21 protein-coding genes and 1 pseudogene are annotated in these 26,985 nt (G+C 61.4%); 6 read left to right on the forward strand and 16 right to left on the reverse strand.

Features of this window, described 5'->3' with window-relative positions; genetic code table 11:
• The first annotated feature begins 43 nt into the window (after positions 1 to 43).
• From N5D30_RS11710 to N5D30_RS11725, 4 genes are all read left to right on the forward strand, one after another.
• On the forward strand, positions 44 to 829 hold the full coding sequence (locus N5D30_RS11710; RefSeq protein WP_088217383.1) for a Hachiman antiphage defense system protein HamA: 786 nt from the start codon (positions 44 to 46) through the stop codon (positions 827 to 829).
• Entirely contained in the window at positions 816 to 4,340 is a 3,525-nt protein-coding gene (locus N5D30_RS11715; RefSeq protein WP_088217384.1) for a DEAD/DEAH box helicase, read from the forward strand. The genes N5D30_RS11710 and N5D30_RS11715 overlap by 14 nt, the downstream gene beginning before the upstream one ends.
• Before the next feature lie 101 nt (positions 4,341 to 4,441).
• Positions 4,442 to 6,829, forward strand: a complete 2,388-nt coding sequence (locus tag N5D30_RS11720) for an AAA family ATPase (RefSeq protein WP_088217385.1) — start codon at positions 4,442 to 4,444, stop codon at positions 6,827 to 6,829.
• Positions 6,826 to 8,733 carry a UvrD-helicase domain-containing protein gene (locus N5D30_RS11725; protein WP_088217386.1) on the forward strand — a complete coding sequence of 636 codons (1,908 nt, stop codon included), beginning with the start codon at positions 6,826 to 6,828 and terminating at the stop codon, positions 8,731 to 8,733. Before N5D30_RS11720 ends, N5D30_RS11725 begins: the two co-directional genes overlap by 4 nt.
• A gap of 58 nt (positions 8,734 to 8,791) precedes the next feature.
• Here N5D30_RS11725 and N5D30_RS11730 read toward each other — a convergent pair whose 3' ends face one another.
• From N5D30_RS11730 to N5D30_RS11775, 10 genes and pseudogenes are all read right to left on the reverse strand, one after another.
• Positions 8,792 to 9,445 (reverse strand): thermonuclease family protein, encoded by a 654-nt coding sequence (locus tag N5D30_RS11730; protein WP_217872224.1) that lies wholly within the window; start codon positions 9,443 to 9,445, stop codon positions 8,792 to 8,794.
• 2 nt (positions 9,446 to 9,447) lie between these two features.
• Positions 9,448 to 10,611 carry a hypothetical protein gene (locus tag N5D30_RS11735; protein WP_088217387.1) on the reverse strand — a complete coding sequence of 388 codons (1,164 nt, stop codon included), beginning with the start codon at positions 10,609 to 10,611 and terminating at the stop codon, positions 9,448 to 9,450.
• 23 nt (positions 10,612 to 10,634) lie between these two features.
• Entirely contained in the window at positions 10,635 to 11,780 is a 1,146-nt protein-coding gene (locus tag N5D30_RS11740; RefSeq protein WP_088217388.1) for a hypothetical protein, read from the reverse strand.
• Positions 11,781 to 11,868: 88 nt separating this feature from the next.
• Positions 11,869 to 13,215 carry a PDDEXK nuclease domain-containing protein gene (locus tag N5D30_RS11745; RefSeq protein WP_094513803.1) on the reverse strand — a complete coding sequence of 449 codons (1,347 nt, stop codon included), beginning with the start codon at positions 13,213 to 13,215 and terminating at the stop codon, positions 11,869 to 11,871.
• The gene (locus N5D30_RS11750; protein ID WP_088217391.1) at positions 13,212 to 14,453 is read right to left on the reverse strand and encodes a site-specific integrase; all 1,242 of its coding nucleotides are present in this window, start codon (positions 14,451 to 14,453) and stop codon (positions 13,212 to 13,214) included. The genes N5D30_RS11745 and N5D30_RS11750 overlap by 4 nt, the downstream gene beginning before the upstream one ends.
• Before the next feature lie 198 nt (positions 14,454 to 14,651).
• Positions 14,652 to 15,005 (reverse strand): annotated as a pseudogene (locus tag N5D30_RS11755) (JAB domain-containing protein); the annotation flags it as partial.
• Positions 14,977 to 15,948, reverse strand: a complete 972-nt coding sequence (locus N5D30_RS11760; RefSeq protein ID WP_279909101.1) for a hydrolase or metal-binding protein — start codon at positions 15,946 to 15,948, stop codon at positions 14,977 to 14,979. The gene N5D30_RS11760 and the pseudogene N5D30_RS11755, both read right to left, overlap by 29 nt.
• Positions 15,949 to 16,078: 130 nt before the next feature.
• On the reverse strand, positions 16,079 to 17,083 hold the full coding sequence (locus N5D30_RS11765) for a lambda-exonuclease family protein (protein ID WP_279909102.1): 1,005 nt from the start codon (positions 17,081 to 17,083) through the stop codon (positions 16,079 to 16,081).
• A gap of 87 nt (positions 17,084 to 17,170) precedes the next feature.
• A complete protein-coding gene (locus tag N5D30_RS11770; RefSeq protein ID WP_279909103.1) occupies positions 17,171 to 18,139 on the reverse strand; it encodes a DUF932 domain-containing protein in 969 nt (322 codons plus the stop codon).
• A gap of 126 nt (positions 18,140 to 18,265) precedes the next feature.
• A complete protein-coding gene (locus N5D30_RS11775) occupies positions 18,266 to 18,538 on the reverse strand; it encodes a hypothetical protein (protein ID WP_279909132.1) in 273 nt (90 codons plus the stop codon).
• A 140-nt stretch (positions 18,539 to 18,678) separates the two neighbouring features.
• Between N5D30_RS11775 and N5D30_RS11780 the strand changes: the two genes are divergently transcribed.
• Both N5D30_RS11780 and N5D30_RS11785 read left to right on the forward strand, forming a co-directional pair.
• Complete coding sequence (locus N5D30_RS11780; RefSeq protein WP_279909104.1) at positions 18,679 to 19,233, forward strand: AAA family ATPase; 555 nt, start codon at positions 18,679 to 18,681, stop codon at positions 19,231 to 19,233.
• A 178-nt stretch (positions 19,234 to 19,411) separates the two neighbouring features.
• Positions 19,412 to 20,782, forward strand: a complete 1,371-nt coding sequence (locus tag N5D30_RS11785; protein WP_279909105.1) for an IS1182 family transposase — start codon at positions 19,412 to 19,414, stop codon at positions 20,780 to 20,782.
• A gap of 379 nt (positions 20,783 to 21,161) precedes the next feature.
• Here the strand turns inward: N5D30_RS11785 and chrA are convergent, their stop codons facing one another.
• From chrA to arsB, 6 genes are read right to left on the reverse strand one after another with little or no spacing between them, the layout of a single operon-like run.
• On the reverse strand, positions 21,162 to 22,358 hold the full coding sequence (gene chrA / locus N5D30_RS11790) for a chromate efflux transporter (protein WP_279909106.1): 1,197 nt from the start codon (positions 22,356 to 22,358) through the stop codon (positions 21,162 to 21,164).
• Positions 22,359 to 22,414: 56 nt separating this feature from the next.
• Positions 22,415 to 23,647: an organoarsenical effux MFS transporter ArsJ gene (gene arsJ / locus N5D30_RS11795; RefSeq protein ID WP_279909107.1), complete on the reverse strand. Its 1,233-nt coding sequence runs from the start codon at positions 23,645 to 23,647 to the stop codon at positions 22,415 to 22,417.
• A gap of 9 nt (positions 23,648 to 23,656) precedes the next feature.
• On the reverse strand, positions 23,657 to 24,661 hold the full coding sequence (locus N5D30_RS11800; RefSeq protein ID WP_279909108.1) for an ArsJ-associated glyceraldehyde-3-phosphate dehydrogenase: 1,005 nt from the start codon (positions 24,659 to 24,661) through the stop codon (positions 23,657 to 23,659).
• Positions 24,662 to 24,687: 26 nt separating this feature from the next.
• Positions 24,688 to 25,188: a cyclin-dependent kinase inhibitor 3 family protein gene (locus tag N5D30_RS11805; RefSeq protein ID WP_279909110.1), complete on the reverse strand. Its 501-nt coding sequence runs from the start codon at positions 25,186 to 25,188 to the stop codon at positions 24,688 to 24,690.
• 17 nt (positions 25,189 to 25,205) lie between these two features.
• A complete protein-coding gene (gene arsH, locus N5D30_RS11810) occupies positions 25,206 to 25,922 on the reverse strand; it encodes an arsenical resistance protein ArsH (protein WP_279909112.1) in 717 nt (238 codons plus the stop codon).
• A 2-nt stretch (positions 25,923 to 25,924) separates the two neighbouring features.
• Positions 25,925 to 26,983 carry an ACR3 family arsenite efflux transporter gene (gene arsB / locus N5D30_RS11815; protein ID WP_279909113.1) on the reverse strand — a complete coding sequence of 353 codons (1,059 nt, stop codon included), beginning with the start codon at positions 26,981 to 26,983 and terminating at the stop codon, positions 25,925 to 25,927.
• Positions 26,984 to 26,985 lie beyond the last annotated feature (2 nt).

The raw sequence follows: 26,985 nt of genomic DNA on the forward strand, positions 1-26,985 counted from the left end.
CGAAAGTAGAGTTTGTTCGTCAGCGTCGTTGGGGAGGCGCGACGTGCCGTTGTACGAAGAGTGGTGCGATACCACGAAAGAAAAAGACGAGCGCAAAGAGTATTGGTGCCTCGTCGAAAAAGCTGGCGGGCGTGATGCTATCCGCGAGTCGCTGGCGGAGACTGTCCGCTCTCATTACGACCGGCTTGATCGCATTGCGGATGATGTTGCGCGCCTGGGCTATGAGGGCGCCGCCGAAATCCTCCGCGCGCAGCTTCCGCAGACGGCAAAGGGACGCTCTGGCGATCTCGGTGAGATTCTTGCGACCGAGCTTGTTGAGGAAGGAATCGGCCTCCGCGTTCCTGTTCGCCGGCTCCGCTACAAGGACGGACGCAATATGGCGATGCGAGGCGACGACTTCATCGGCGCCGGATATGGGGCTGGTGACGACGGCGAACTGTGGCTCCTCAAGGGCGAAGCGAAAAGCAATCGCGTCTTGGGTAAAGCGACCGTCACGGCGGCGCGCAAGGTTCTCAATCGGGACAGCGGGCGATGCACGCCAGACTCGCTGTTGTTCGTCGCTAATCGCTTGCTGGAAAGCAACGAGGCCGAAGACGTCGCGCTCGGGCGGGCGATCCGCGATGAGATAGGTCTGAAAGTGCCGCGCGCGGGCCGCATTGACCACATGCTGTTCACAATGTCGGGCAACGCGCCGCCGGCCGCGCTGAAAGAGGACCTCGACGCGGCGACTACCAACCGCGACCAGTTCGTGGTGAACCTCCGCATCGAGGACCACCAGGACTTCATCAAGGAGATGTACGAAGAGGCGGAAGACCTTGGAAACGATTGACGAACTGCGGACTTTTCTGACCGCCGCCACCCAGGACGGAATTCTGCGTCGGTTGCTCTACCGAGGAGCCGCTTGGTCGTTGATCCGGAGCGATGGCGTGTTGCCGGCCGACGCGCCAGCGCTGGGCGCGACGATCGAGACGGACTTGGCTGAGCACGGTTTCGCGCTGCTGCGTGGCGCGATGGCGCTTCGCACCGTCGAAGGCGCATCGCCGCTTACCAGCAAGGCTTTCGAGCGAGCGGCCAACGCGTTCGAAGCTCTCGTCCGCAATGGAGACCCGGAAGCGCCGGATCGTGGGTTTCGCAGGACAATCGCGGCGGCCGCCTATCATCTCGCCGGCTATTCGGCCGTTGCGTACTCGCTGTTCAACGAAGTGCCTGGCGATCTCAACGCTGCGCCCGGCGAGACAGCCGTCATGTTGCTCATACTGCGGGACCTTGATCGGCTCCGCGGCTATGTCCGCGACTGGCTGAATGACGAAGCGCATGGCGATGCGCAGATGTCGGCCGAGCTGCGCGGCGAGGAAGCCGATCCCGACGAAGTGCTGGCAACGATCCTCAACACTACGATCTGCCGCGCCTTGGCTAACTTCGAGTTTGCGCTTGCCACCGGCGATGAGGAGCCGCTGGAGACGGCCCGCAGCCTGCTGGCCACCGCCATCAGTCTGGCGGACAACGCCCAGAACGTGCCGCTCTGGTGGACCTCGAACCTCTGCCGCCATCTGATCGATGATCTTTGGTCGCATTCGCTGCACCAAAATCTGCCGATCGATCCGCCGGACGGAGCCGAAGAGCGCTATCCCGAGCTTCGGCAGCTTTTCATCGGCTCGCTGTTCGCGCGCAAGAGTTCCGAGGTCGAGCTGTGGCCGTCGCAGCGTGAAGCGGCGCGTCGATCGACGGATATGACCGACGATCTCGTTGTGGCGCTTCCGACCAGCGCCGGAAAGACGCGCGTTGCTGAGATCGCCGCGATGATGACGCTATCGGCTGCGCGTCGCGTCCTGATCGTCACGCCGCTGCGGGCGCTCTCAGCGCAGACGGAGCGCTCGTTCCGCAAGACATTCGCGCCCTTGGGCTTCAGCGTTTCGTCGCTCTACGGCGCAAGCGGATTGTCCGCTGGGGACGAGGACGCGCTGCGGTCGCGAGAGATCATCATCGCGACGCCTGAAAAACTCGACTTCGCGCTTCGAAGCGACCCAAGTTTGATCGACGACGTCGGCCTGATCGTTCTCGACGAAGGCCATATGATCGGCCCGAGCGAGCGCGAAATCCGCTACGAAACGCTGGTTCAGCGCTTGCTCCGGCGTGGTGACGCCGCCGACCGGCGGATCGTGTGCCTGTCGGCCATCCTTCCGAGCGGCGATGAGCTTGACGATCTGACCGCGTGGATACGATCCGATCAGCCCGGCGAACCCGTGCGGTCGGACTGGCGGCCGACGCGCCAGCGTTTCGGCATGCTGACATGGCGCGGGCTCGATGCCCGCCTGACACTCGATCTTACAGCGAATGGACCGTTCATCGATCGATTTGTCGTTCAAAAGCCGCCCCTTGGTCGGGAGAAAAAGCCGTACCCGCGCGAGGCCGGTCATCTCGCCTTGTTCGCCGCGTGGGAGTTTGCCGGTCAGGGCAAACGGACCCTGATCTTCTCTACGCAGGCCAATTGGGTCGAGGGCTACGGCAAGCGGGTGGTCGACCTGTGCCGCAGAGGCTATCTGGAGCCGCTTCTCGAAGACGAAGGCCCGATCGCAAGGGCGCTGGAAGTCGGGAAAGAATGGCTAGGCGAGGATCATCCCGCCGTTGCCAGTCTGAAGGTCGGTGTCGCCATCCATCACGGTCGCCTGCCTAGCCCATTTCTGCGCGAGCTGGAGGTCCTCCTATCGGAGGGTGTGCTGAAGGTGATCGTCGCGTCTCCGACGTTGTCTCAGGGCCTCAACCTCAACGCGGCGGTGCTGCTCGTGCCGGCGCTCTACCGTTCTGGGGAGCTCATCACCGGCGAGGAGTTCGCGAACGTCGCCGGTCGAGCTGGCCGAGCGTTTGTCGACGTCGAGGGCCTCATCGTCCACGTGATGTTCGATCGGGTTGACTGGCGCAGCGGCGAGTGGCGCCAACTGGTCGCCTCGTCGAAGGCGCGGACGTTGCAAAGCGGCCTGATTCAGATCGTCGCAGAGATCCTGGAGCGCCTGACGCGCGAAGGCATTCTCGCGCGAGCTGACGCCTGGGAGTATCTGGCGAACTCAAGGGACGGTTGGAAATCAGAGGCGGAAGAAGCCGCGGTGGCCGCCGAACTGGCTGATCCGGGCGCCGACGATGATGACGAGAACGAAGACGAAGGCGAGGAAGGGGATAGCGGCGGCGACGAAGAGGAAAACATAGAAGAAGAGCCGCTGTCCCAACTCGTCGAGCGCCTTGATGCGACCGTCTTCGGTTTGATCGAAGCCCTGGATGCTGATCGAGCGGATCTGCCGCGTTTGCTGGATGAGGCGTTGCAGGGGTCGCTTTGGGCGCGCCAGATCGCTCGCGAAGGCGAAGCAACAGTGGCGCAGCATCGGAAGGTCTTCGAGGCTCGCGCCCATCTGATTTGGAGCGTGACGACGCCGCAGGCGCGCAAGGGCCATTTCGCGATGGGTGTCGGCCTTGAGGCGGGCCTGGCTATAGATGCGATGGCGGACGAGTTGGGAGCGCTAGTGGATCGAGCCGATGCCGCGTCGCTGCCGGGTGATGTCGATGAACTCGCCGACGCGCTTTCTGGTCTGGCCGAGCGGCTGTTGGTCATGCGCCCATTCATTCCCGACAAAAGAAACGCGCTCCCGGCAGATTGGCGAAGGATTCTCCGCCAGTGGGTGTCGGGTGCGGAGGTGGCCGAGATCGGCCCCGACAATATGCGGGTTGTCGAGGAAGCCTTCACCTATCGGCTGGTCTGGGCGCTCGAGGCGATCCGCACGCGGCGCCTTTCGCTCGGATGGTCGCCAGACATCATTCCCGGTGGCGGGGCGGCCGCGCTCGAGACTGGCGTGCCGCGGTTTATGATGTCGATGTTGATCCGCGCTGGCTTGCCGTCGCGTCGCGCTGCGATAGCCGCGATCGAGAGTGCCGAGCCCATCTTTGTGACGCCGGCCGAGATGCGAGCTTGGCTGGAATCCGATGAGATTACCGCATTCACCGATCTGGGCGATTGGCCGACGCCGGATACCGCGGCGCTCTGGGCGCGGTTTAGAACCGAAGCCCTGAGTGGCGGCATTCAGAAGTGGAACGTCGAGCCCAACAAGCGCCTTCTCGATGTGCCCGCTGGCGAGCGAGCGCCCGGGCCTGGCTTGTATCGGATCATCACGGATGCTGGGGACGGACAGACTTGGCTCGCGACGCCGGACTACCGGCCGTTGTTCCAGTTCAAGAAGCCCGCCGTCGATCCAAAGCCGAGTCTTTTCTCAGGTCGAATTCCTGGCCGGACCACGCTGGTGGACGTGTTGCGAATTGGCCGCGGCAAGATGAGGTGGCCACGCGCGGACGCGTAAGCGGTGCGTTCAGTGACTGTCGCCATCGGTCAAGATAAGTATAACGCGAAAAAGGATATGCGGATGTAACTACCGCGGACCAGGATTGGGGGAATCTGGCAGTGCATATTGAATTTCTAGAGATCGCCAATTTCAGGAAGTTGTTGTCGACAAGGGTTGATCTATCTACCACGACCACACTCTTCGTTGGGGCGAACAATAGCGGTAAGACATCGGCGATGCTTGCGCTACGGCGCTTCCTGTCGCCGCGCCGCTGCCCGTTCGAGATGCACGATTTCACGTTGTGTCATTGGCCCACGATCATTGCCCTGGGCGAGGCGTGGATCGCTGCCCGAAACGCTGAGGAAATCGTAGACCTCGTCGTTGACCCCTGGGTGAGCGCGTTGCCGACGCTGGATCTGTGGCTGCATGTCGAAGCGGGGGAGATGCACCACGTTCGCGACCTCATCCCGACCTTGGATTGGGAGGGGGGACGACTCGGCGTCCGATTGCGCTATGAGCCGAAGGATCTTGCGCTCTTGTACAAGGAGTACATGGGGGCGGTGAGCGATGCCGAGACGATGAGGGCAGCAGCCGCCGCGGCCGCCACGGCGGAGAATCCTGACGCTGATCCACCCGCCACTCCGCCTAAGCTGACGATCTGGCCCGAGAGTCTGGTCGATTTCCTGAGTAAACGTTTGTCCACGCACTTCACCATTCGGGCCTATTCCCTGGATCCGGGTCAGCTTGTCGCCCCCGCAAAGTCTCTGGCGCGTCCGCAGGTCCTTCCGGGCGGTTCTCGGCCGATCGACGGGGACCCGCTGAGCGGCTTGATCCGTGTCCATGATATCCCGGCGCAGAGGGGCTTCGGTGAGGAACAGCAGGCTGCTGAGGAGGAGGACGCCCCGGTGTCGGCAAGTGGCAGTCGGCTGTCCGATCAGCTCAGAAGCTACTACGCCAAGCACCTCGACCCGACGAAGGGACCTGATCCGAAGGACCTCGGCGCGTTGCAGGCGATAGAAGCCGCCCAGGACGCGTTCGACCAGCGGCTGACCGAGAGTTTCAAGGCAGCGTTCACCGAGGTCGAGGGCATGGGATACCCTGGCGTGACCGATCCGCGTCCGCGCGTCTCGACGCGCCTGAAGGCTATCGACGGTCTCAACCACAATGCGGCGATCAGCTTCGAAGTGGACGTCATTGCCGAGGACGGCGCGGCGACGCCCGTGTTGCGGTTGCCCGAGGCGAATAACGGCCTCGGCTATCAAAACCTGATCTCGATGATATTCCGGTTGATGAGCTTCCGTGACGCCTGGATGCGCGTCGGGAAGGCATCAACCGGTGCGACGGTGACCACGACCGAGCCTCTCCATCTCGTTCTGGTCGAGGAACCGGAAGCGCATTTGCACGCGCAGGTCCAGCAAGTCTTCATCAAGAAGGCTTACGCGGTGCTGCGTGCGCACGAGGACCTTGGTGACGACCAAAAGCTGCGCACCCAATTGGTTGTCAGCACCCATTCGAGCCATGTCGCGCATGAGACGTCGTTCTCTTGCCTGCGCTACTTCCGGCGGCTGCCTGCGGGTATGGCCGCGAAAGTGCCGGTCTCCACTGTTATCAATCTGTCGGAGGTTTTTGGTCCGGGCAGTGAGACGGAGCGTTTCGTGACCCGATATCTTCGGGCCCAGCACGCGGATCTGTTCTTCGCCGACGCGGCCATTTTGGTGGAGGGGCCAGCGGAACGTATGCTCGTCCCCAATTTCATCCGGGCGCACTATGACGAGCTCAACCAATGCTACATCACCCTGCTTGAGATTGGAGGAAGCCACGCGCATCGTCTCAAGCCTTTGATTGATCATCTCGGCTTGCTGACCCTTATTATCACTGACCTGGATACGCTGGATAAAACGGGGGGCGCCTCCGTCCCACCCGCGAAAGGTGCTAGTCAGAAAACCAACAATGCGACGTTGAAGACATGGGTGCCAAAGCTCGACGACGTCGATGAGTTGATGCGAGCTGATGCCGCGACGAAGACGCTACATGAGGACGACGACCCGCTATTTGCTGTGCGGGCCGCGTATCAGATCCCGTTGGGTCTGACATCCCTGGGTATTGTCGGACCGGAGGTCGCATATCCTTATACGTTTGAGGACGCACTGGCGTTCGAGAATCTCAGCTTCTTCGCCGAACTGGATGGCACTGGCCTGGTCCGCAAGTTTCGCGATGCGATCGCTGATGGTGGTGGGGCGGCCGCGATCGGCGGGAAAATGTACCTCGCTCTCAAGAACGGCAAGAAAGCTGAGTTTGCGCTTGACGTTATGGAGGTTGAGAATTTCGACACGATCGTCGTGCCGCGCTACATCGCCGAGGGACTAGAATGGCTACTTGCGCAGCTCAAGAAAAAGCAGGTTGAGATTCTGCCTCTGGTCAAAGAGGCACCGCCCGAGGAGGAGATTGAGGCTGACTCGCCGGTCGAAGAGCATGTCGTCGCTGAAATCGAGGGGGCCGACGCATGAGCGCGGTCGACGACAAATTCGATTCCGAAGCCGATGAAACGATCCTCGCCTGCCTGAACGTCGATAAGCCGAGGAGCTTCTTTCTCTATGCCGGCGCCGGCTCGGGCAAGACGCGCTCGCTGGTCGAGGCGATACGGACGGTGTGTAAGGAGCAGGGGCGGCGGTTGTCGCTATCTGGTCAGAAGATCGGGGTGATTACCTATACCAATGCCGCCTGCGACGAGATCAAGCAACGGCTCGAGTTCGATCCTCGCGTAGAGGTGTCGACCATTCACGCATTCGCGTGGTCGCTGATTGCCGGTTACGACGGTGATATTCGCGGGTGGCTGTCAACTCGGCTCCTGGCGGATATCGCGGAGCTGGAAGAAGCACAGGCGAAGGGTCGGGCAAACAGCAAAGCTGCGTCGGACCGGGCTCGCTCGATAGAGAGCAAGCGGCGTCGCCGCGACAACCTCGCCGAAATTACGCGGTTTGTTTACAGCCCGACGGGCGACAACCGCACCAGAGACGCTCTGAGTCACGCAGAGGTCATCGCCATGACCTCCGATTTTCTCGGCGCGAAGCCGGGTTTGCGCCGGCTGCTGGTGACCCGCTTCCCCATTCTTCTGATCGACGAGAGCCAGGATACGAGCCGGAGGCTCATGGATGCGCTGCTCGATGTCGAGGCGGGATATCGCGAGGCCTTTTGCCTGGGACTCTTTGGCGACACGATGCAGCGCATTTACGCCGACGGTAAGGAGCGTTTAGCGGAGGCGATCCCGCAGGCCTGGGCTAGGCCGAGGAAGCGGATGAACCATCGTTGTCCCACGCGGGTTATTACGCTCATCAACAAAATCAGACGAGATGAGGATGACGAGGAACAGCAGCCGCGGAGCGATGCGAAACAGGGTGTTGTTCGGCTGTTCGTCGTCTCGCAGTCAATAGCTGACAAGAGCGCCGCAGAGGCCACCGTGGCGGCGCGAATGGCAGAGCTCACTGGCGATCCGAGCTGGGCGGCGGGAGCAGAGGCGATCAAGACGCTGGCGCTGGAGCACCTGATGTCCGCACGCCGGTTTGGCTTCGAACAATTCTTCGAGCCTCTCTATGCGGTCGAGCGCATCCGCACGAGCTTTCTACAAGGGACGGGGGCGGGCATCGGACTTTTCACGCGCGAGATACTGCCGCTGGTCACGGCCCTGCGCTCGGGAGATCGGTTTGCTGTCGCTGCGGTCGTTCGGCGCACATCTCCACTCCTCGAGCGCAAGGCGCTTGAAGCTGCAGGCGAGAAGCAGGTTGGCCTTCTCAGCGAGGTCAAGGCTGCTTGCGATGGCCTGCTGGCCTTGGTGAACGAGGATGAGAAGCCGACCGCGCGCTCGGTCTTGCGCTATGTCGCCGAAGCTAACCTCTTCACGATACCAGAGGTGCTCGTTCCGTTTTCCGCCGCCGATGCCGTCGTCGTGGAAGGCGAGGGTGACGCAGCCGGCGACGCCGACGACCAAGAAGAAGAAGTCGATGTCAAAAGCGAGTTGGGCGGTTGGCGGTTGGCGCTTGAGGCGCCGTTCGACCAGATCGAGCGATATGATCGCTACGTTCGGGGCCTCTCGCAGTTCGACACGCATCAGGGGGTAAAAGGGCTAGAATTTCCAAGGGTGATGGTTGTTGTTAGCGACGATGAAGCCCGCGGTTTCATGTTTGCTTACGACAAGCTTTTCGCGACAAAGGCGAAGAGCAAGACGGATCTTGATAATGAAGCTGCCGGCAAGGAGACAACGATCGATAGGACGCGACGGCTGTTTTACGTGACCTGCAGCCGCGCTGAAGAGAGCCTTGCCGTTGTGTATTACGCAGCTGATCCCGCGCTCGCGCGCGACGCAATGATCAGACAAGGTTGGTTCGAAGCCGGTGAGATAGAATTGATCTCATAGTGTATTGAGCGCGGGCGGACGCAAGCACCGAGAATGGCGTGAGACGCACCCATGCTCCTCAGCGGGCGGCGGGAGTCCAACCCGCCGCGATCGCTTCCGCCGCGCTGCAGAACCAGCGCTCGCCGTGCGCGGTGTCAATCACCGTGACGCCGTAGTCTCGCTGGCCAGGTGTGTGAAAGATCTTGCGACCTTTGGCGTTGATGTTGCCCTTCAGTATGCAGGACCCTGGCGGGGACTGCGGAGCCGGTCGCTCCGCTCGGGCGTCGGCGCGCCAATGGTCGGGCGGTTCGAACGTTCCAGCCCAGAGGCCGCGCTTGGCCGACCGGGCCTCCCGCTCGGCAGCGGCATAGGCTCCTCGGCTGAACTGGCGGTATTCGACCGCCCAGCCTTCGCGGATCATGGCCTCGCCAAGGTTATGGCCCGCGACTTTGCACTGGGCGACCATCCGGCCATAGCCGTCTCGGTCTTTTTGCCGGCAATCCACGGATCGGCCGCCGATCAGGGCGATCAGGCGCTCACGCGCCACTTCCCCGCATCTGAAGCCACGACCAGCGGCGTCTTGGCAGATCTGGAGGGCTTCGGGTGCATCTATGCCCCACAGCCGAACGCGCTCGCCGCCGAGCGTGAAGGTGTCGCCATCAATGATGTGCGTCGCGGGCGAGGCGGCGATGAGACCGAGAGCGAGCAAGGGAGGGCAGTGGCGAAGCTGCACCGCTAGATGTTTCCAGCCGGTCGTATGATCCGGGGGCGGCGCGTGCCTGGAATGGGCGGCGGCTGCGTCGCGGTCAGTAATCCCTCTTCGGCCGCTTTCTGCAGGTGCATGAACGTCATGCGATCGGCGATGTATTCGCCCAAGGCTTCAGGGTTCTCCTTTGACGGAATCGGCGCGTCGTATGTGAGCGGCAGGAAGGCTGTGAGCGCGATCCTGTAGAGCGGCGCGGCGTACTCGAAGATGGTGCGCTGAGGCGTGGCGAGCAGCAGCGTGCTCCGGTCCACGGGATTGCCGTGAAGGAAATCGTTTCGGCAAACATAGAGCGTCTCGACCAGCCATGACGCCAGAGTCCGTTTCACCTTCGTCTTCCCGCCGGTGTCATGTGCGAGCTGGCCGCTGGCCGGAATCGCCCACCGCGTCCGCTCGATCAGTTCGAACACCTTTTTGCGATCCGCCTGACCGCTTCCGCCCGGGTGAACCAGAATTTCAAAAGCGCTGACCCAGAGCGAGACGATCCGGCCGACATCATAGAACGTCGTGTCGGTCCCGGCAGGCAGCAGCGAAGCCTGGTAGGCCATGTTGAGAGAACGCATCAGCGCCACGTCCTCCCATGCCGGCTCATGGGCCCCATATCGGCGGCGCCAACGTGCCAACAGCGCGCTGAGCAGTGGTTCGTCGATGTCGCTCGCCGCGAGCGGCGTGCGGAAGATGGTCGGTGATGACTGGCCTCGGAAGCTAGACACCATATGCGTGCCGAGGATGGCCGGTGTGCTGCCAATGACGTCCTTGTAGTGCCGGTCGAGCATCCACGGGTAGATCGCGAAGGCCTCGCCGAACAGAACGCGGTGCCCGCGCGGATAGCGAAGCTCCATAGCGCGCCCGTGGGTGATGGCCGACAGTGCGACGGTGTCTCGGAAACTTCCCAGGGCGGCGACGGTGCGGAAGCTTGGTGGCGCATCGGCATCGAGTAGGAGGACGGCCGGCTCGAACTTCTCTCCGAAATTATCCGAGAAGCGATTGAGGAATTGCTTGAACGTCGGATGGGCGCGCTTCAGGGCCTTGACGCGAGGGTCATGAGCCGGCGCGATCGCCGCGATCTCGCAGTCGACGGCCTGGTCGAGGGGCACGTTGGGTAGGACGAACACTGGCGTCCATTCGACGGTCATACGCTATTCCTCAGGTGGCAGGCCTAGCCGCGGGGCTGTTCGCTCTTCCATAGGCGATGCTGCTCGCGCAGCTCCGCCTCGATGGCTGCTAGCCGGGCCCCGTAATCCAGGCCGTTTGGGCTTCTGGCGGCGACCTCGGAGGACGCAATGACGAGACGCCACGCGCCATAGTCGTGAAAGGGATTGAGTCCAATGACGTTGCCGAGCACGAGATCGCTGGGCGGCGGCGCGGCCAACAGCTTCGCGAAGGCTGTGGTCGCGGCGTTCATGTTCCAATCGGAGACGAACAACACCAGCGCGCAGAGGGCAAGCAAAACGGGTGGAGCGCCTTTCCATCGATAAATTTCGCGATGTCGTTTGCCGAAATCGATGCCACCGTTCGCAGCGACGAAGGTGCAGAGCGAGATCGCGGCCTCATAGTAGGGCTGGAGTTTGGTGGCGTCGAAAACCTCGCGCCCATGGTTTTTCCGGGCGAGCTCGGCCGCCTGTCGCCACGTCGCCTCTTCGAAAGGCAGGATGCCGCCTTTCACCAGATCGAACAGATCGAGGTGCTTTTCGGTGAATTGCTTCTTCGCGGCGGCTTTCCAATCGAAGGCCGGCATGTCGCCGTGGGATGGGTGGAACGGCCAGCGCTGATGGTAGGGATGTCGCTGTAGCGCCTGTGTCCATGGGATCGCCTCTAGCGGCAAGGACACCGTGAAGCGGGTGGCGGACTTGAGATCGAAAAACCACTGCCGCATGTCCCGGATGCGACGTTGGTCAAAGATACCCTGCTCTATGCCCTTGCAGACGAGAAGCCGAATCGCGCGCGTTTCCGCGCTCTTTTCTGATCCGAAGTCGAGAAGGCTATCCTGAGTCGAGCGCGTTTCGTCGTCGCCGTAGAATTCACAGAACGGATGATGGGCGTCGCCGCCGCTGGGATCGACAAATCTGAAATGTGCCTGTCGGAGAACCGCCTTAGAGGCCCGCGATCTTGCCGATCGAACGACGCCAGCACCGAATTTGCCGCACGATGAGCATTGAATATCGGCGCGGATCGCATCGCCAAACCCGCTTAGAAGTTCAGCCCCGTCGCGGTCCTGCGTTGGTTGTGCGCCGGTCATCAGGGTCGCGAGCTGGTCAACGTCGAGTTCGCGCGCGAACCTTATAGAAAATGCAGTTGCTGGCATTTGCCTTCCCCGGCGCCTTGATCGTATGCGCCGATCGAGCGACGCGATTACACACTACTTATCAATATTGGTGTTCTTCGTGGAGTGGTCAGTCGTCGGCGTTTATTGTCCTGAGATCAGCAAGGAAAGCCGTGCCGATTTCCACGGCCCGCTTGGCCGCGTCCGAGTCGACATCCACGCCGTGCGATGCCTCGAGCATGGATTGCACGACGCCGTGCATTTGCCTGATGCTGGCTGGAGAAACTCCCAGGCCTTGCAGTTTGCCGAGCATCTGCGAGATGCCCATCCGACGCGGATCGATGCCCTTAGCGACGACGAGTTCACGCAGGGCGCGCTCGATTTCGATACGAAGCTTGACGACCGACATGAGCGGGAATTCCCGCCCAAGCTCCTCGACCGTCGGAAGATCTTCTTGGAGCTGAGGAGGGAGCGCCTGCGAAAGTTGATATTGAGCCACCCCCATCGGCTTGCTCGAATCTCGCAAGGAGTACTCGACGATCACCTCGTTGCGTCCCTTGCACAGGATGATGCCGATCGTCGGCTTGTCGTCGGGATGGCGCAATTGCTCGTCCACGGCCGACAGATAGAAATTCATCTTGCCCGCGAACTCGGGTTTGAAATCCTCGATCTTCAGCTCGATCACCACGAAGCAGCGCAGTCGCAGATGGTAGAACAGCAGGTCGAGGTAATAATCCTGCCCGCCGACTTCGAGATGGTACTGGCTGCCGACGAAGGCGAAGCCCTTGCCGAGTTCGAGGATGAGCGAGCGGAGGTGTTCGATCAGGCCGCGTTCGAGATCGCGCTCTAGCATATCGGGGCCAAGCGAGAGGAAGTCGAACGTATAGGGGTCTTTGAGAATCTGCTGGGCCAGCTCGGATTGCTCGGCCGGAAGTGTCTGCGAGAAGTTGGTCAGCGCGCTTCCTTGACGGGCGAAGAGATTGCTTGCGATCTGGTGGGCGAGAACGTTCCGGCTCCAGCCGTGCTCAATTGTCTGCCGGGCATACCAAGCGCGTTCTTCAGATGCCGTGGTGGCATCGAGAAGGAGCATGTTGTGGCCCCATGGCAATTGTGCAGCAAGCTGCTGCACAAATTCGCCGTCGGGCCAGGCCTCTGCGAAGGTGCGCATATATTTCAGGTTTCGGGCTGAAAGTCCGGTCATCTCGGGAAAGGCTTGGCGGAGGTCCTCCGACAGCCGGTCGATGACCCTGGCGCCCCATCCCTCGCGCTCCTGCCGACTCAGAATATCGCGACCGATGGTCCAATAGAGCACCACCAGCTCGCGATTGACGGACAGGCCGGCCCGGTGGCGGGCAGCGGCGATCTTCTGCTTCAGGACTCCGACGAACGCGGCGTAGGTGTGTGCATTGACCTCGGTCGAGGGAGCGGAAGCCTTCGCTCGCCGAGAATGGACGGGTTTCGGCGGCCGAGAGGTCATGCGGCCGCTTTCAGGCGCTTCTTCGCCAGCATGGCGCGGACGAATTTATCCCATTTCGCCATGCCGGCGCGTTTCTCGACCATGTAGTGCCAGCGGTCGTAGTGCTTGGAACTGACATCTTGCAGCGCGTGGTTCTGCAGGCGATCGCGAATTTCCTTTGGCACGCCTGCCTTGCCGGCGAGCGTCTTGAACGTGCGGCGAAGATCGCGGTTTGTCGCATACGGGATCACGCCGCGATCTCTCTGCCGCCAGACAAAGCTGTACAGAGTGCCGTGGCTGACCGGCTTGGACGGGTCCTTCGCGGAGGGGAAGAACCAGCCGTACTCGTTCGGCTTGATCGATTCGATCAGTTCAGCGGCGAGCAACGGTACAGGGACGGCGTGCGGCTGGAGGTTCTTAGTTTTCGACCAGTCTATGATCCGCTCCTTGGCGTCCCATTGATCGACATGAAGCCGCGCAATCTCCTCGACGCGTTGGCCGGTCAGCATGATGAGTTGCACTGCTCGTGGATAGGAGGGGTGAACCGGCGTGTCGGGGTGGTCCAGCCAGCAATAGAGCTGAACAAACTCGTCTTCGTCGAGCCAACGCGTGCCTTGGACCTTCGGCTCGGTAGGAATGCCGGTTGCCGGGTTGAACGGAAGCCGGAAGCGCCGAGAAGACTGCTGCCGATAGTCGTTGTCGGACTTCATGCCCCAACTGAATGCCGCATGGAGATAGGAGCGGACATGATCGGCCATTGATTTCGCGCCGCGCTCGTAAATCGGCCGTATCAGCTCGATGATCTCCTCGGCCTCGATCTCGCGGGCGAGGCGGTTACGTCCGAGCGTATCGGCGATCTTGTTGAGGCCCTTTTCCGTTTCCTTCCAGGACGGCTTCCCCGCGTCCTTGAGCGCGGCAACATAGCCTTCGAACAGATCGGCGACCGTGCCGGGACGCGTATCGGTCGCAATTTTGATGCTCCGGCCCCTCTGGATGACGTCGGCGAAGTCGCGCTTGAACATCTCGCGCGCCTGAGCGAGCGACATGGAAGGGTACGCGCCGAGCTTCTTTTTGGTCCGCTTTCCGTCACGCCACTGCTGCGCCATCCAGTCCGCTGTGACGCGCTTCGGCATGGGCTTGAGGACAAGCACGAGGCGACCGGTGCCGCGGCCTTCGCCATCGGCGAGATTTTCCTGCTTCTGGCTTAGCTCAACCCGCTTCAACGCATGTCGGATCGCGGTGTCGGTCAGGCTTGGCATGGCGTTTTCTCCTGTTCCGCAACTGGGATCGGTCGAGGAGAAACGGGGATCGTTTGCTGGGATCGGAAAGCCGCTTTCAACCCCTCTAACCGCTCCCAATTTGCCATAACCGCCCCCTGTACGCAATGCGCGAAAAGCGGCTATTTCATTGATGATTCAGCGGTATTCAGCGTGATCGAACGTGATCATTGAGGGGGTAGTGGGATGGTTGTGCACCAGAATCACGGCGGCGGCGTTGTGCTTCAGGGAGACCTTGACGACCTCCCGGGGGTAAACGCTCGCCGCATCCAGTGAGCCGCGAAACAGCTCATGAAAGGCGATGATCCGATGCTTGCTGTCGAGCAGCAGCAAGGCGAAGACCTCATGCTCATACGCTTCCAGCAAGGTCTGCAGATGCACGAAGACCTCACTCGGAGAGGTGAGTGCTCGCCCTCGACGCAGTCGCAGGCTCGCCAGCTGCTTTGCCATCAGCAGGATGTCGGCTTCGGTGACAGGGGATTCGACCAGGTAGGTGCCGGTGGTCTCACCGGCCTTCAGCTTGTGCAGTTTCATGGCTTGCTCCAGGAGCCGGTAAGGGTGGGTTGAGTGAAAGGCCCTGCCGCTGGGATCGGGCTTCCAGCTTCTCGGCCAAGGTGTGCTTTGTAGAAGTCCGGGCCGGTTTGCTTGGTGAGGATTCGCCGCCACCTTCAGCCGGAAAGAACTCCTCGACGATGGCCCGACCTTCTTCCTCGCTGTCCTCGAAAGCGCCGTTGGCGAATCCGTAGCGTGCGGCCTCATCCAGCGAGCCCTGATCGAACCCAGCGGACTGGCGCGCCTCATCCAGTTGCCTGGCGGCCAGCAAAGCGTCTTCCAGGCTCGTGCCACTGCGAAGGGTGATGTCGGCGTAGAAGATCGGTGTGCCATGGCTCTGGCGGGTCGACTTGCCACGTAGCCGTAGCTCCAAGGGCAGGCACGCAAGCCGGTTGCCGGAAAGCGCTTTCAGGTACTGCAGACGCGCAGCCAGCGTACGGATGCTGTTGAAGCCCGTAGTGCGGAACACGAAGCTGCCCAGCGGATCCTCATCCCCGATGACCACGTTGAGTCGGCCATAGGGTTTGCAGGCGCCACGCTGAGCGAGCGGACAACCATCAGGCGAAGGGCAGGGCAACGACGCGATGCCGTCGGCCGTGCGGCGCTTGCAGGTCTCGCCGTTGCCCACACAGATCGGCCGTCCGGTCAGCCGATCGAACAGGGTGTACTCGGCGCGGAAGTTGAGCTCCGGCTCGTTGAACAGTAGCCGGATGGGAATGCTACGCAGCTTGTTTTGCGGGTCTTGCTGACCCTGGCGCAGCTCGTCATTGAGTGGGTGCAGTAACCAGCCATCCCTGCCCTGTACCTGGGAGGTGATGGTGAACTGGTCATCCTTCTCCGGCAGACGTTTGCCATCTTTCTCGACAACCTTGCCGATGGAAATCCGCCCGAGCACGGGCGGGGTGATCGCCAGGCCTTTCAGCATGGTGGTTCTCCTGAATGAAAAAAGGCCACCCAGGCAGCAACGCCCGGATGGCCAAGGGGGAAGAGGAGTTTTGAAGTGGAGTGGGACGGAGCAGTGAAGCGAAGAACAACGAACGCGCGAAGCAGACTGCTCAGGTGATCAGAAAGCGCCGGCTACCCGGTTTGCTGAGCGGATACTTGGCCTGCAGGTAGGGCTTGTCCTTCAGCAGACGCTCCAGGTCGAAGCCCACGCTGTCCTTGGCTTTCTTCCAGGTGATCTGGCCGCTGCCGAACCTGGCCCGGGTGGCATCGCCCATGGCCTGTTGCAGGGTCTGCTTGAGCAGGGCTTCGCGCTCTTGCTGCTGGGCGATGCTGTTGCGCAGCGCCTTGAGTTCGACATAGGCCAGGGTCAGTACCGGGTTGTGGCTGAAGTCCACGGTCTTGCCGGAGTCCTGCGGGTAGAGGCAACGTAACGCCTGATCAGCAGAGTCAGAGCCGTCGGCCGGCGGCGGAGTATCGGTCACCACGTACTGCCAGAAGCGCCTTTCCAGCTCGATCAGCCGAGCGATCATCAGCTCGTCACGCTCGATGCGGTGAATCTCCAGTGCCTGTCCGCCGATCAGCACGGCCACATCCGCCGCCTGTTTACCGGTCACGGCCAACTGGTGCATCACTTGCAACTGCACATACTCCGGTACGCCTTCTCTCCAGAGGCGTGCGCCGTTTATGCCGGCGGTCTTGCACTCGAGGATCTGCACGTCCTGGGCGCCAATCACTTCGCGGTCGATGTTGGCCAGCATCCAGGACAGGTCAGGATCCGGATGCTGCAGCACCGCATTGACCCGACGTACCCGCCGGCCGGTGCGCTTGCGGTAGTGCGCCGCGACGATGGGTTCCAGCACCGTGCCCCAGTAGGTGGCAGTGCTTTCGTCCTGCGGATCCGGCTTGGGTAGACCTGCATCGCGGCCGGTCTTTTCCAGCCACAGTTCCAATTGCGATTTGTACGGATTGAGGCCCACGGCTGCGGCGGCGTCGGAGCTGCCGATCCCGCGCTTGCGGACATCGAGCCACTCTGCGCGTGGCATGGCCTTGGTGGTGACCAGGCGCAGGGCAGGGCGGGTTTTCGGTTGAGGTGTATTGGTCGAGGGCGTTGCCATGTTCTGTTCCTTGCAGACAGCACAACGCCCGACCAGCACGACGCTGACCGGGCGTTATGGGAGGGAGGAAGTAGGAAAATCCGGTGATCAGGCGACCATGTGCAGCGCCGCATCGAGCGCACGTTGCTTGATCTGTGCGCCCTGGCCGAACCAGGCCGAGTCCATGCGATATTCGTTGCTGCGTGCCCGTCGCTGGTGGTCGACGTACTCGGTCACGGCATTGAGCAGGCCCCAGGCGGTACCGCGTGCTGATTCCAGATCTGAACCACGACCACGGCCGTCGTACAGCTCCTGGACCTTGCGCAGGGCGCGCTCGTTGGGCAGAACCTCAGGTAGGTTGCCGGTCGGATTGGTTTCGCAGAGCACGTTCATGAAGAAGCCCAGTGCTTCATGCCACTGCACCTTGCGCTCAGCCAGCATGCGCATGCGGTACATGAAGTCGTCCCATTGCGAGACGGCGATGCCGAGTTGCTTTTTGACGGCCTTCGGATCGAAGCGGGTGTTGTGCGGCACCTTGATCGCACGACTGGTGCCATCGAGGGCGATGGTCAGGGTGTTGTTGCAGACCACGCGCACGGTCGTTGGTGTGGCCGTGGTTGCCAGGGTGCCGTCGCAGGACGTGGCCAGCAGCAGGTAGCCGTTGACCTGATCGTTGCCCTTGATCGCAGTGCCTTGGCCGGTCCTGGCCAAAGCCCAGAACTTGCGACCACCCTTGAGCACACCAGCCGTTTCCAGCTCGTAGCCGGAGACCTGGGTGAGGTCGCGATAGAACTCCAGTACCTCGCGAGGCTGGACGGTGTGGTAACGGCTGGACACCACCGACAGGGGAGCCTTGGTATCGGAGCGGAACAGGACCTTCTGCTCGGGGAAAGAGTGGATGCTGCCTAGGTGGCCCACCGAATCCGACTTGAAGTGGACAGGACTTTCCAGAATCTGCCAGTCCATACCGGCTTCATGCTGCCAGGTTTCGATGGGTTGTTTCGGGGACAGGCGGCTGCCCAGGCCATGCCAGGGGGCGGCGCCAACGTAGGCCATTTGCTCGATGAGATGTGCCATGAGGATTTTCCTTTGGGTGCGAGCCGGCATAAGCGCTGCGCAAGGCGCAGCACCGGCAAAGTTGGATGAGAGAGTGAAGCGAGAGAGAAGGGCGGAGTCCGAAAAGCGGAGAGCGATAAAGCCTGATCAGGCCGGCAGGTTGAAGCGGTGACCACAGGCCAGGCAGAGGTTGTGGGCGAGAACATGACGGTCCAACTGGTCACCGAGCTGAGCGCCCAGGACACAGCCGCCGGCACCGCCAACGAGACCGCCGAGCACTGCTCCCGATAAAGCACCGAGCGTGATCCCTAGCGGGCCTGCCACTGCACCGATCACGGCACCGGCCTGACTGCCGGTGAGGGCTGCACTGGCGCCACGGGCGGCACCGCCGACAGTACCGATGGCGGCGCCGATGGTCATGGCGGAATGGGTGGATTCAATCTGGGAAGAGCGACAGCGAGGGCACTGCAATGACATGGATGAGGCTCCAGGGTGGGCTGATGTCAGGGCAGTAATGTGTGATTGAGATTTTTTAGACTCAGATCGATTGGGAGTAGACAATGACCCGACCTGTATCCACGAGCCAGTTCGTCATCATTTCCGGCTGTTCAGGCGGAGGTAAGTCGACGCTTCTCACGGAGCTTCAGCAACGTGGGTATGACGTGATCGAAGAGCCTGGGAGGCGCATCGTTCAGGAGGAGCTGCGAAAGGGTGGTCAGGCCTTGCCTTGGATCGACATGGTGGGATTTTTGCGCCGTGTCATCCAACAGGCGCAGGATGACCATGCCAACGCTCAGCGAAACAGCTCTCAATGGGTGTTCTTTGATCGTGGTCTGGTCGACGCAGCGGCCGCACTGCAAGCGCAGACAGGCGAGCCCTTGCTGGCGACTCTAGGCCAGTCCTATCGCTATCACTCGATTGTGTTTCTGACGCCACCCTGGCCGGAAATCTATGTTCAGGATGCAGAGCGTCGTCATGCCCTGGATGCTGCGCTAGCGGAATACGAGCGGTTGCTACAGAGCTATCCGGCCTTGGGATATGCGGTATCGCTTTTGCCGAAAGCGAGTGTGGTGGAGCGTGCAGACTTTGTGCTGAGCAGCTTGGCTGAACTCTGACCTGTGACCACTGATGGGGTGGTCTGGTGATACAAGTCCACATTATCGAGAGCCGACTCGGTGGGCGCGGTAGCTTCCGGTCATAAGCGCCCGCTCACGGCCGATTCTGTTGAAAAAGTAGCTGCTTCCCCATGCTTTCGGCAGAATTGCCCTGTCAGCGAGCGCGGGGGCGAACAGCATGATGGGACAGCTACCGAGTGGGCAGCAGCGGCTGTTCTACTCGTTCAATCTGGAAGACCACGTTCCGCCCCAGCACCTCTTGCGCATTATCGACCAATGCCTGGATCTCAGCGATCTGCGTGCACATCTGGCCGACTTCTACAGCCCTATTGGACGCCCCTCGATCGACCCTGAGTTGATGGTGCGCATGCTGGTCGTTGGCTACTGCTACGGCATCCGCTCCGAGCGACGACTATGCGAAGAGGTGCATTTAAATCTGGCCTATCGCTGGTTCTGCCGACTGGGTCTGGAAGACGAAGTACCCAATCACTCAACCTTCTCGAAGAATCGTCACGGCCGCTTCCGTGACAGCGGTCTGTTCCGCTGGTTGTTCAATGAGGTGCTGCGACGTTGCATGGCAGCCGGCCTGGTCAAGGGCGAAGGCTTCGCCGTCGACGCCAGCATCATCAAGGCGGATGCCAGCAGGCAACGTGGGACGGCGGGTGATGAAGTCGATTGGAACGATCCAAAGCTCAGCAGCCGCGCCGTACGCGAGTACCTCGAAGCCCTTGATGAAGAGGCGTTGGCTGAAGCCCTCCCCAAGAAGATTTCACTCACCGATCCGCTGTCTCGTTGGACAGCAGCGCCAGGCGGCCCGGCTTACTTTGCCTACTCCACCAACTACCTGATCGACACCGAGCACGGCGTGATCATGGATGTAGAAGCGACTCCGGCGCATCGTACCGCCGAAGTCGACTCGACCAAGACGATGGTCGAGCGTGTCGAAGCGCAGTTCGATCTCACGCCGGAACGCCTCATCGGCGATACCGCCTATGGCACTGCCCCGATGCTGGCCTGGATGGTTGAAGAAAAGAACATCGAGCCACACGTGCCGGTGTGGGATAAGACCGAGCGCAAGGACGGCAGTCTCTCCAGTAACGACTTCCACTGGAATCCAGAGACCAATGAATACCGCTGCCCAGTCGGCAAACCGCTACGCAGTGAATGGCGTACCTTCACCCAGCAACGGTCTCGGGTGACCAAGGCCAACACCATCATCTACCGCTCCAGCCAAAGCGACTGCGCCACCTGCCTGCTGAAAGCGAAGTGCTGCCCCAATACCACATTCCGCAAAATCACTCGGAGCGTCCACGAAGCGGCTCGTGACGTGGCGCGACGCATCGCCAAGACACCGGAATACCTCGTCTCTCGTTGCGAACGGAAGAAGGTGGAGATGCTGTTCGCCCACCTCAAACGGATCATGAAACTCGACCGTTTACGACTGCGTGGACTGACGGGTGCGACTGACGAATTCACCTTGGCCGCGACTGTGCAAAACCTGAGACGTATGGCCAAGCTGCTGCCTCACGGGCCACCGATCACGGGATAGGTGCGCCTGGGGCGAGCAGAAACCCTCGAATTAACCGTCAGACCTGGGCAAGGAAGCTCAGTGAAACGCCGAAAGGCAAAGTGAAGTGGCTTGCAGCCACTTCGACAGCAGGCACCGCTGACCAACTGGCTGCCGCAGAACTTAGTTTTTCAACAGAATCGGCCAGAAGGGGACGGTCAAGGCCCAGGCTCGATGCAACATTAGTACATGAGCCATCCTCCAGTGCATTCAGAAAGGATATTACTCCCAGCTATTGTCTTAGGTCGCGAGAGGTACTGGGCACAAGTGACTTTGGTCAAATAGTGAAGTATCGTTTGGGTGTTTTCACGAGTCAGCCCAGCTTCTAGCGAATAATCCTATCGGTGATTCAGGCGAGATCTTAGGACAACGTACCCCCAAGGAGTCCTCCGGTAAGCGCGCAGCCCAGAACGACGAGCCAAGGTGGTAGCTTCCAGTAAATCAGTGCCACTAGCGCCAGCAGTGCCATGCCGAAGTCCTGCGAAGTGTGGATGGCACTTGTCCATACTGGTTGATACAGAGCTGCCAGCAGCAGCCCCACCACTGCCGCATTGATGCCGGTCAGAGCAGCCTGGGTACGTTGGCTACGGCGTAGTTGCTCCCAGAATGGCAGCGCACCAGCAACCAGCAGAAAGGACGGCAAGAAAATTGCCAGCAGGCAGATAAGCCCGCCCAGCCAGCCTGAAGGCGCGCCTTGCATCGATGCCCCAAGAAACGCCGCAAAGGTGAAGAGCGGCCCAGGAACGGCCTGAGTTGCGCCATAACCCGCAAGGAACACTTGGTTATCAACCCTGCCTGTTTGCACCACCTCGGCTTGCAATAGTGGCAACACCACGTGGCCACCACCGAATACCAAGGAACCCGCACGGTAGAATGAGTCTACAATCGCCAGAGTACTGTCAGGGAATAGAGCCGCCAGCAGCGGTAGTCCGATCAGCAGAGCGAAGAATAGCGCAAACCAAATCAGACCAGCTCGAGCGTTCAACTTGATCGGTAAAGGCTCGTGTGGGTCCCCTTGTAACGGTTTGAACAGCAACAGCCCCGCCACTGCCGCCAACACGATGACGCCGAGTTGTCCCCAGGCAAATGGAATCGCCAGAACCAGGCAGGCGGCAACAGCCATGATGGAGACTCGCGGGGCATCTGGGCAGAGGGTACGGCCCATGCCCCAAACAGCTTGGGCGACTACAGCCACAGCCACCACCTTGAAGCCGTGCAGCACCCCGGCAGGAAAGACATCCGCATAGCGTGCAATGCCGAGCGCAAACAGGATCAGAGCGATTGCTGAAGGCAGGGTGAAACCTAACCATGCGGCCAGAGCGCCTGGATATCCAGCCCTTGAGAGGCCAAGTGCCATGCCAACCTGGCTACTGGCCGGCCCTGGCAGGAACTGGCAAAGCGCAACCAGATCGGCATAGTTACGCTCGCTCAACCAACGCCGACGGTTGACCAACTCATCCCGGAAGTACCCTAGGTGCGCGATAGGGCCGCCGAAGGAGGTCAGGCCAAGACGGAGAAAAATCAGGAAGACGCGCCATGGACTGTGGTCGTTGATCATACCGTCTCTCGAAATCCGTTAATTTGCAGCATGTTCATGACAACTGGGGTATACGTTCAGTGGGAGGTTTCCCGATGAATGCTGTGTCGCGGCAATGCAAGTGCGATTCCTGCAGCCAGCAGTACAAATACGGCAGATATCCACAAACACGCTGCCATCCCATGTGCCTGAAATATCCACCCCGAGAGCAGCGTACCGATAAGGCGCCCTAGGGCGTTGGACATGTAGTAGAAGCCCACGTCCAAGGACACCCCGTCCTCCTTGGCGTAGCTGACGATGAGGTAACTGTGTAGCGAGGAGTTCACCGCGAACAGCACGCCGAACAGCATCAGCCCGCCCAGCAATACCACCTGTGCCGACCAGCCGGCGCTCAGCCCCAGTGCGATCAGCGCCGGTAAACCGGCCAGGGCCAGAGCCCAAGAGAAGGCAGCACGGCCATCCGGCACGTGCCCGCTCTTCTTGCCGGTAATACTGGGTGCAAAGGACTGCACGATGCCGTAGCCGATGATCCAGGCGGCAAGGAAGCCACCCACCAGCCAGAAGTCCCAACCGAACACGGTACTCAGGTACACCGGCAGCGCCACCACGAACCACACGTCGCGAGCGCCGAAAAGGAACAGTCGCGCGCCCGAGAGAATGTTGATCGCCCGGCTCTTGGAAAGCATGTCGCGGAACTTCGGCTTAACCTTAGCCTTGCCCAGATCCTTCTTCAGCAGCACCAGGCTGCCCAGCCAGATCAAGGCCAGCACTGCCGCCATGGCCAGCACAGATCCGGTGAAACCGAGCAGAGCGAGCAGCGCGCCGCCGAGGAAGAAGCCGACGCCCTTGAGCGCGTTCTTCGAGCCGGTGAGGATGGCCACCCACTTGTACAGCGTGCCCTGCTGGCTGTCCGGCACCAGGAGCTTGATCGAGCTCTTGGCGCTCATCTTGTTCAAGTCCTTGGCGATGCCCGACAGCGCCTGGGCGCCCATCACCCAAGGTACGGTCAGCCAGGCGGCCGGCACCGTCAGCATCAGCAAGGCTAACACCTGCATGCCCAAGCCGATGTTCATGGTGCGGTTCAGACCAAGGCGCGCGCCGAGGTAGCCACCCACCAGGTTGGTGATGACGCCGAAGATCTCGTAAAACAGGAACAGCGCTGCGATCTGCAGCGGCGTGTAGCCCAGGGTGTGGAAGTGCAACACCACCAACATGCGCAGCGCGCCATCGGTAAGGGTGAAGGCCCAGTAGTTACCGGTAACCAACAGGTACTGACGCACTTCCGCGGATAGGGCTGACAACGCCTTCATGATCGCTGATTACTCCGCCGCGCCGACCAGTCGCGCCAGCTCCGCCGCGCGATTGGCATAGCCCCACTCGTTGTCGTACCAGGCGTAGATCTTCACCTGGGTGCCAGCTATCACCAGCGTCGACAGCGCATCGATGATCGAGGAGCGCGGATCGGTGCGGTAGTCGATGGACACCAGCGGGCGCTCTTCGTAGCCCAGGATGTTCTTCAACGGGCCTTCGGCGGCCACCTTCAACAGTGCGTTGACCTCCTCGGCGGTGGTCGCACGTTCCACCTCGAACACGCAGTCGGTCAGCGAGGCATTGGCCAGCGGCACGCGCACGGCGTGTCCGTTCAGCTTGCCGCGCAGTTCCGGGAAGATCTCGGCAATGGCCGTGGCCGAGCCGGTGGTGGTCGGGATCAGGCTCATGCCGGAGGCGCGGGCGCGGCGCAGATCCTTGTGCGGCGTGTCGAGGATGCTCTGGGTGTTGGTCAGGTCGTGGATGGTGGTGATGGAGCCGTGGCGGATGCCCAGGGCCTCGTGGATCACCTTGACCACCGGCGCCAGGCAGTTGGTGGTGCAGGAGGCGGCAGTGACGATGCGGTGCCGGGCCGGGTCGAACAGGTGCTGGTTGACGCCCATCACCACGTTCAGCGCCCCCGTCTCCTTGACCGGGGCGCAGACCACCACACGCTTCACCCCCTGATCCAGATACGCCTGGAGCACGGCGACGGTCTTCATCTTACCGCTGGCCTCGAGCACCAGATCGCAGCCACTCCAGTCGGTGTCGGCGATGGCCTTGTTGGCACTGACGCGAATGCGCTTGCCGTCGATCACCACATTCTCGCCGTCGCTACCCGCTTCGTACTGCCAGCGGCCATGCACCGAGTCGAAGTTCAGCAGGTGGGCATGGGTCGCGGCATCGCCGGCCGGGTCGTTGATCTGCACGAACTCCAGCTCGGGACAGTTCCACGCAGCGCGCAGTGCCAGGCGGCCGATGCGGCCGAATCCATTGATACCGACTTTGATCGTCATGGTGTGTCTCGCGTAAAGGGTAAGGGTCAGTGAGTCGCGTCGAACTGGTTGATCCAGTTGATGTGCGCGGGATGCTGAATGGCTTTGGGGCGCAGGGCCTGTACCAGAGCGATGGCATCGGTACGCGGAATACCAGCCTCGATCAGAATACGCGCGGCGATCAGCCCCGTACGGCCGGAGCCGCCCTTGCAGTGGATGGCCAGTGATTGGCCCGCACGCAATTGGTCGAGGATCGTCTGGTGGGACTTCTTCCAACCCTGGCCGAAGTCTTCGAGCGGCACATGCTCATCGGATACCGGCAGGTGATACCAGCCGAGATCGAGGGCTTGGCAGTGCTTGGCAATCTGCTCGGCGCCATTGGCGGCAAGCTCGCTCTGCGGCATCAGAGTAATGACCGCCGAAGCGCCGGCTTGCTTGAGTGTGGCCAGCGCCTCCTCAAGCGAGGTGTTCTTGGTGCCTGGGCAGGGCGTGAAGATCAGCTTGCCAGGAATACCGGAGATGCTGAGCAGGTCGTACGGGTGACTCATTCAAGGTGTTCCTTCGATCAGATGGCGCGCTGATTGACGCGCTTGGAGAGTTCTTCCGCCGATTCCTTACGTTCGGAGTAGCGGTCAACCAGGTAGTCGGAGCGGTCGCGCAGCAGCAGGGTGAACTTGACCAGCTCCTCCATCACATCCACCACGCGGTCATAGAACGAGGACTGCTTCATTCGGCCGTTCGCGTCGAATTCCAGGTAGGCCTTGGGCACCGACGACTGGTTGGGGATGGTGAACATGCGCATCCAGCGGCCCAGCACACGCAGCTGATTGACCACGTTGAACGACTGCGAGCCGCCACAGACCTGCATTACCGCCAGGGTCTTACCCTGGGTCGGGCGAATCGCGCCCATGGCTAGCGGTACCCAGTCGATCTGCGCCTTGAATACGGCGGTCATCGAGCCGTGGCGCTCGGGTGAGCACCACACCTGTCCCTCCGACCACTGCATCAGCTCACGCAGTTCTTGCACCTTGGGATGGCTGTCCGGAGCATCGTCCGGCAGCGGTAGGCCACGTGGATCGAAGATGCGAGTCTCGGCGCCGAAGCGTTGCAGCAGACGTGCGGCCTCTTCGGTCAGCAGGCGGCTGAAGGAGCGCTCGCGGCAGGAGCCGTACAGCAGCAGGATGCGGGGTGGATGGGTCGAAGTCGACTCGATACCAAGCTTGTCTGGACTCGGTAGATCAGCCAGTTCGACATCCAGGTTGGGTAGCAGATCGTCTTGCATGATTACTCCTGGGGAACAGTGGTGGCGCCGTCGAACCAGCGGCGTTTGAGCCACCAGGCGACACCGACCAGCGAGATCAGAACAGGCACTTCCACCAGGGGGCCGATCACGGTGGCGAAGGCTACCGGTGAGGCCAGGCCGAAGGTGGCGATGGCCACGGCGATGGCCAGCTCGAAGTTGTTGCTGGCGGCGGTGAAGGCCAGTGCCGTGGTGCGCGGATAGTCGGCCTCCAGCAGCTTGCCCATCCAGAAGCTGATGAAGAACATCACCACGAAGTAGATGGTCAGCGGGATGGCGATGCGCAGCACATCCAGTGGTAGCTGCAGCACCATGTCGCCCTTGAGACTGAACATTGCAACGATGGTCAGCAGCAGCGCCACCAGGGTCAACGGGCTGATGCGCGGGATGAAGCGCTCGCTGTACCAGGCCTCACCCTTGCGCGCGATCAGCAGCTTGCGGGTGAGGAATCCGGCGAGGAAGGGAATGCCCAGGTAGATCAGCACCGACTCGGCGATATCGAGGAAGCTGGTCTCGATCACGCTGCCCTGCAGGCCGAATAGGGGCGGCAGCAGGCCGAGGAAAATCCAGGCGTAAACGCTGAAGAACAGGATCTGGAAGATGCTGTTGAAAGCCACCAAGCCGGCGACGTACTGGTTATTGCCGCCTGCGATCTGGTTCCACACCAGCACCATGGCGATGCAGCGGGCCAGGCCGATCAGGATCAGGCCGGTCATGTACTCGGGCTGGTCGCGCAGGAAGATCACCGCCAGGGCGAACATCAGCACCGGGCCAATAACCCAATTCTGAATCAGTGACAGCGCCAGGATGCGCTTGTCGCTGAATACCTGCGGCAGTTCCTCGTATTTCACCTTGGCCAGCGGCGGATACATCATCACGATCAGGCCGATGGCGATAGGGACGTTGGTCGAGCCCACGGATAGGCTGTTCAACCAGGCCGGGAAGCCCTCGAACAGGCTGCCCAGGCCCACGCCCAATGCCATGGCGAGGAAGATCCACAGGGTCAGGTAGCGATCCAGAAAGGACAGGCGACTCTTGCTCATGC

Source organism: Pseudomonas sp. GD03875 (genome assembly GCF_029840585.1).
GTDB classification, from domain to species: Bacteria; Pseudomonadota; Gammaproteobacteria; order Pseudomonadales; family Pseudomonadaceae; genus Aquipseudomonas; species Aquipseudomonas paralcaligenes.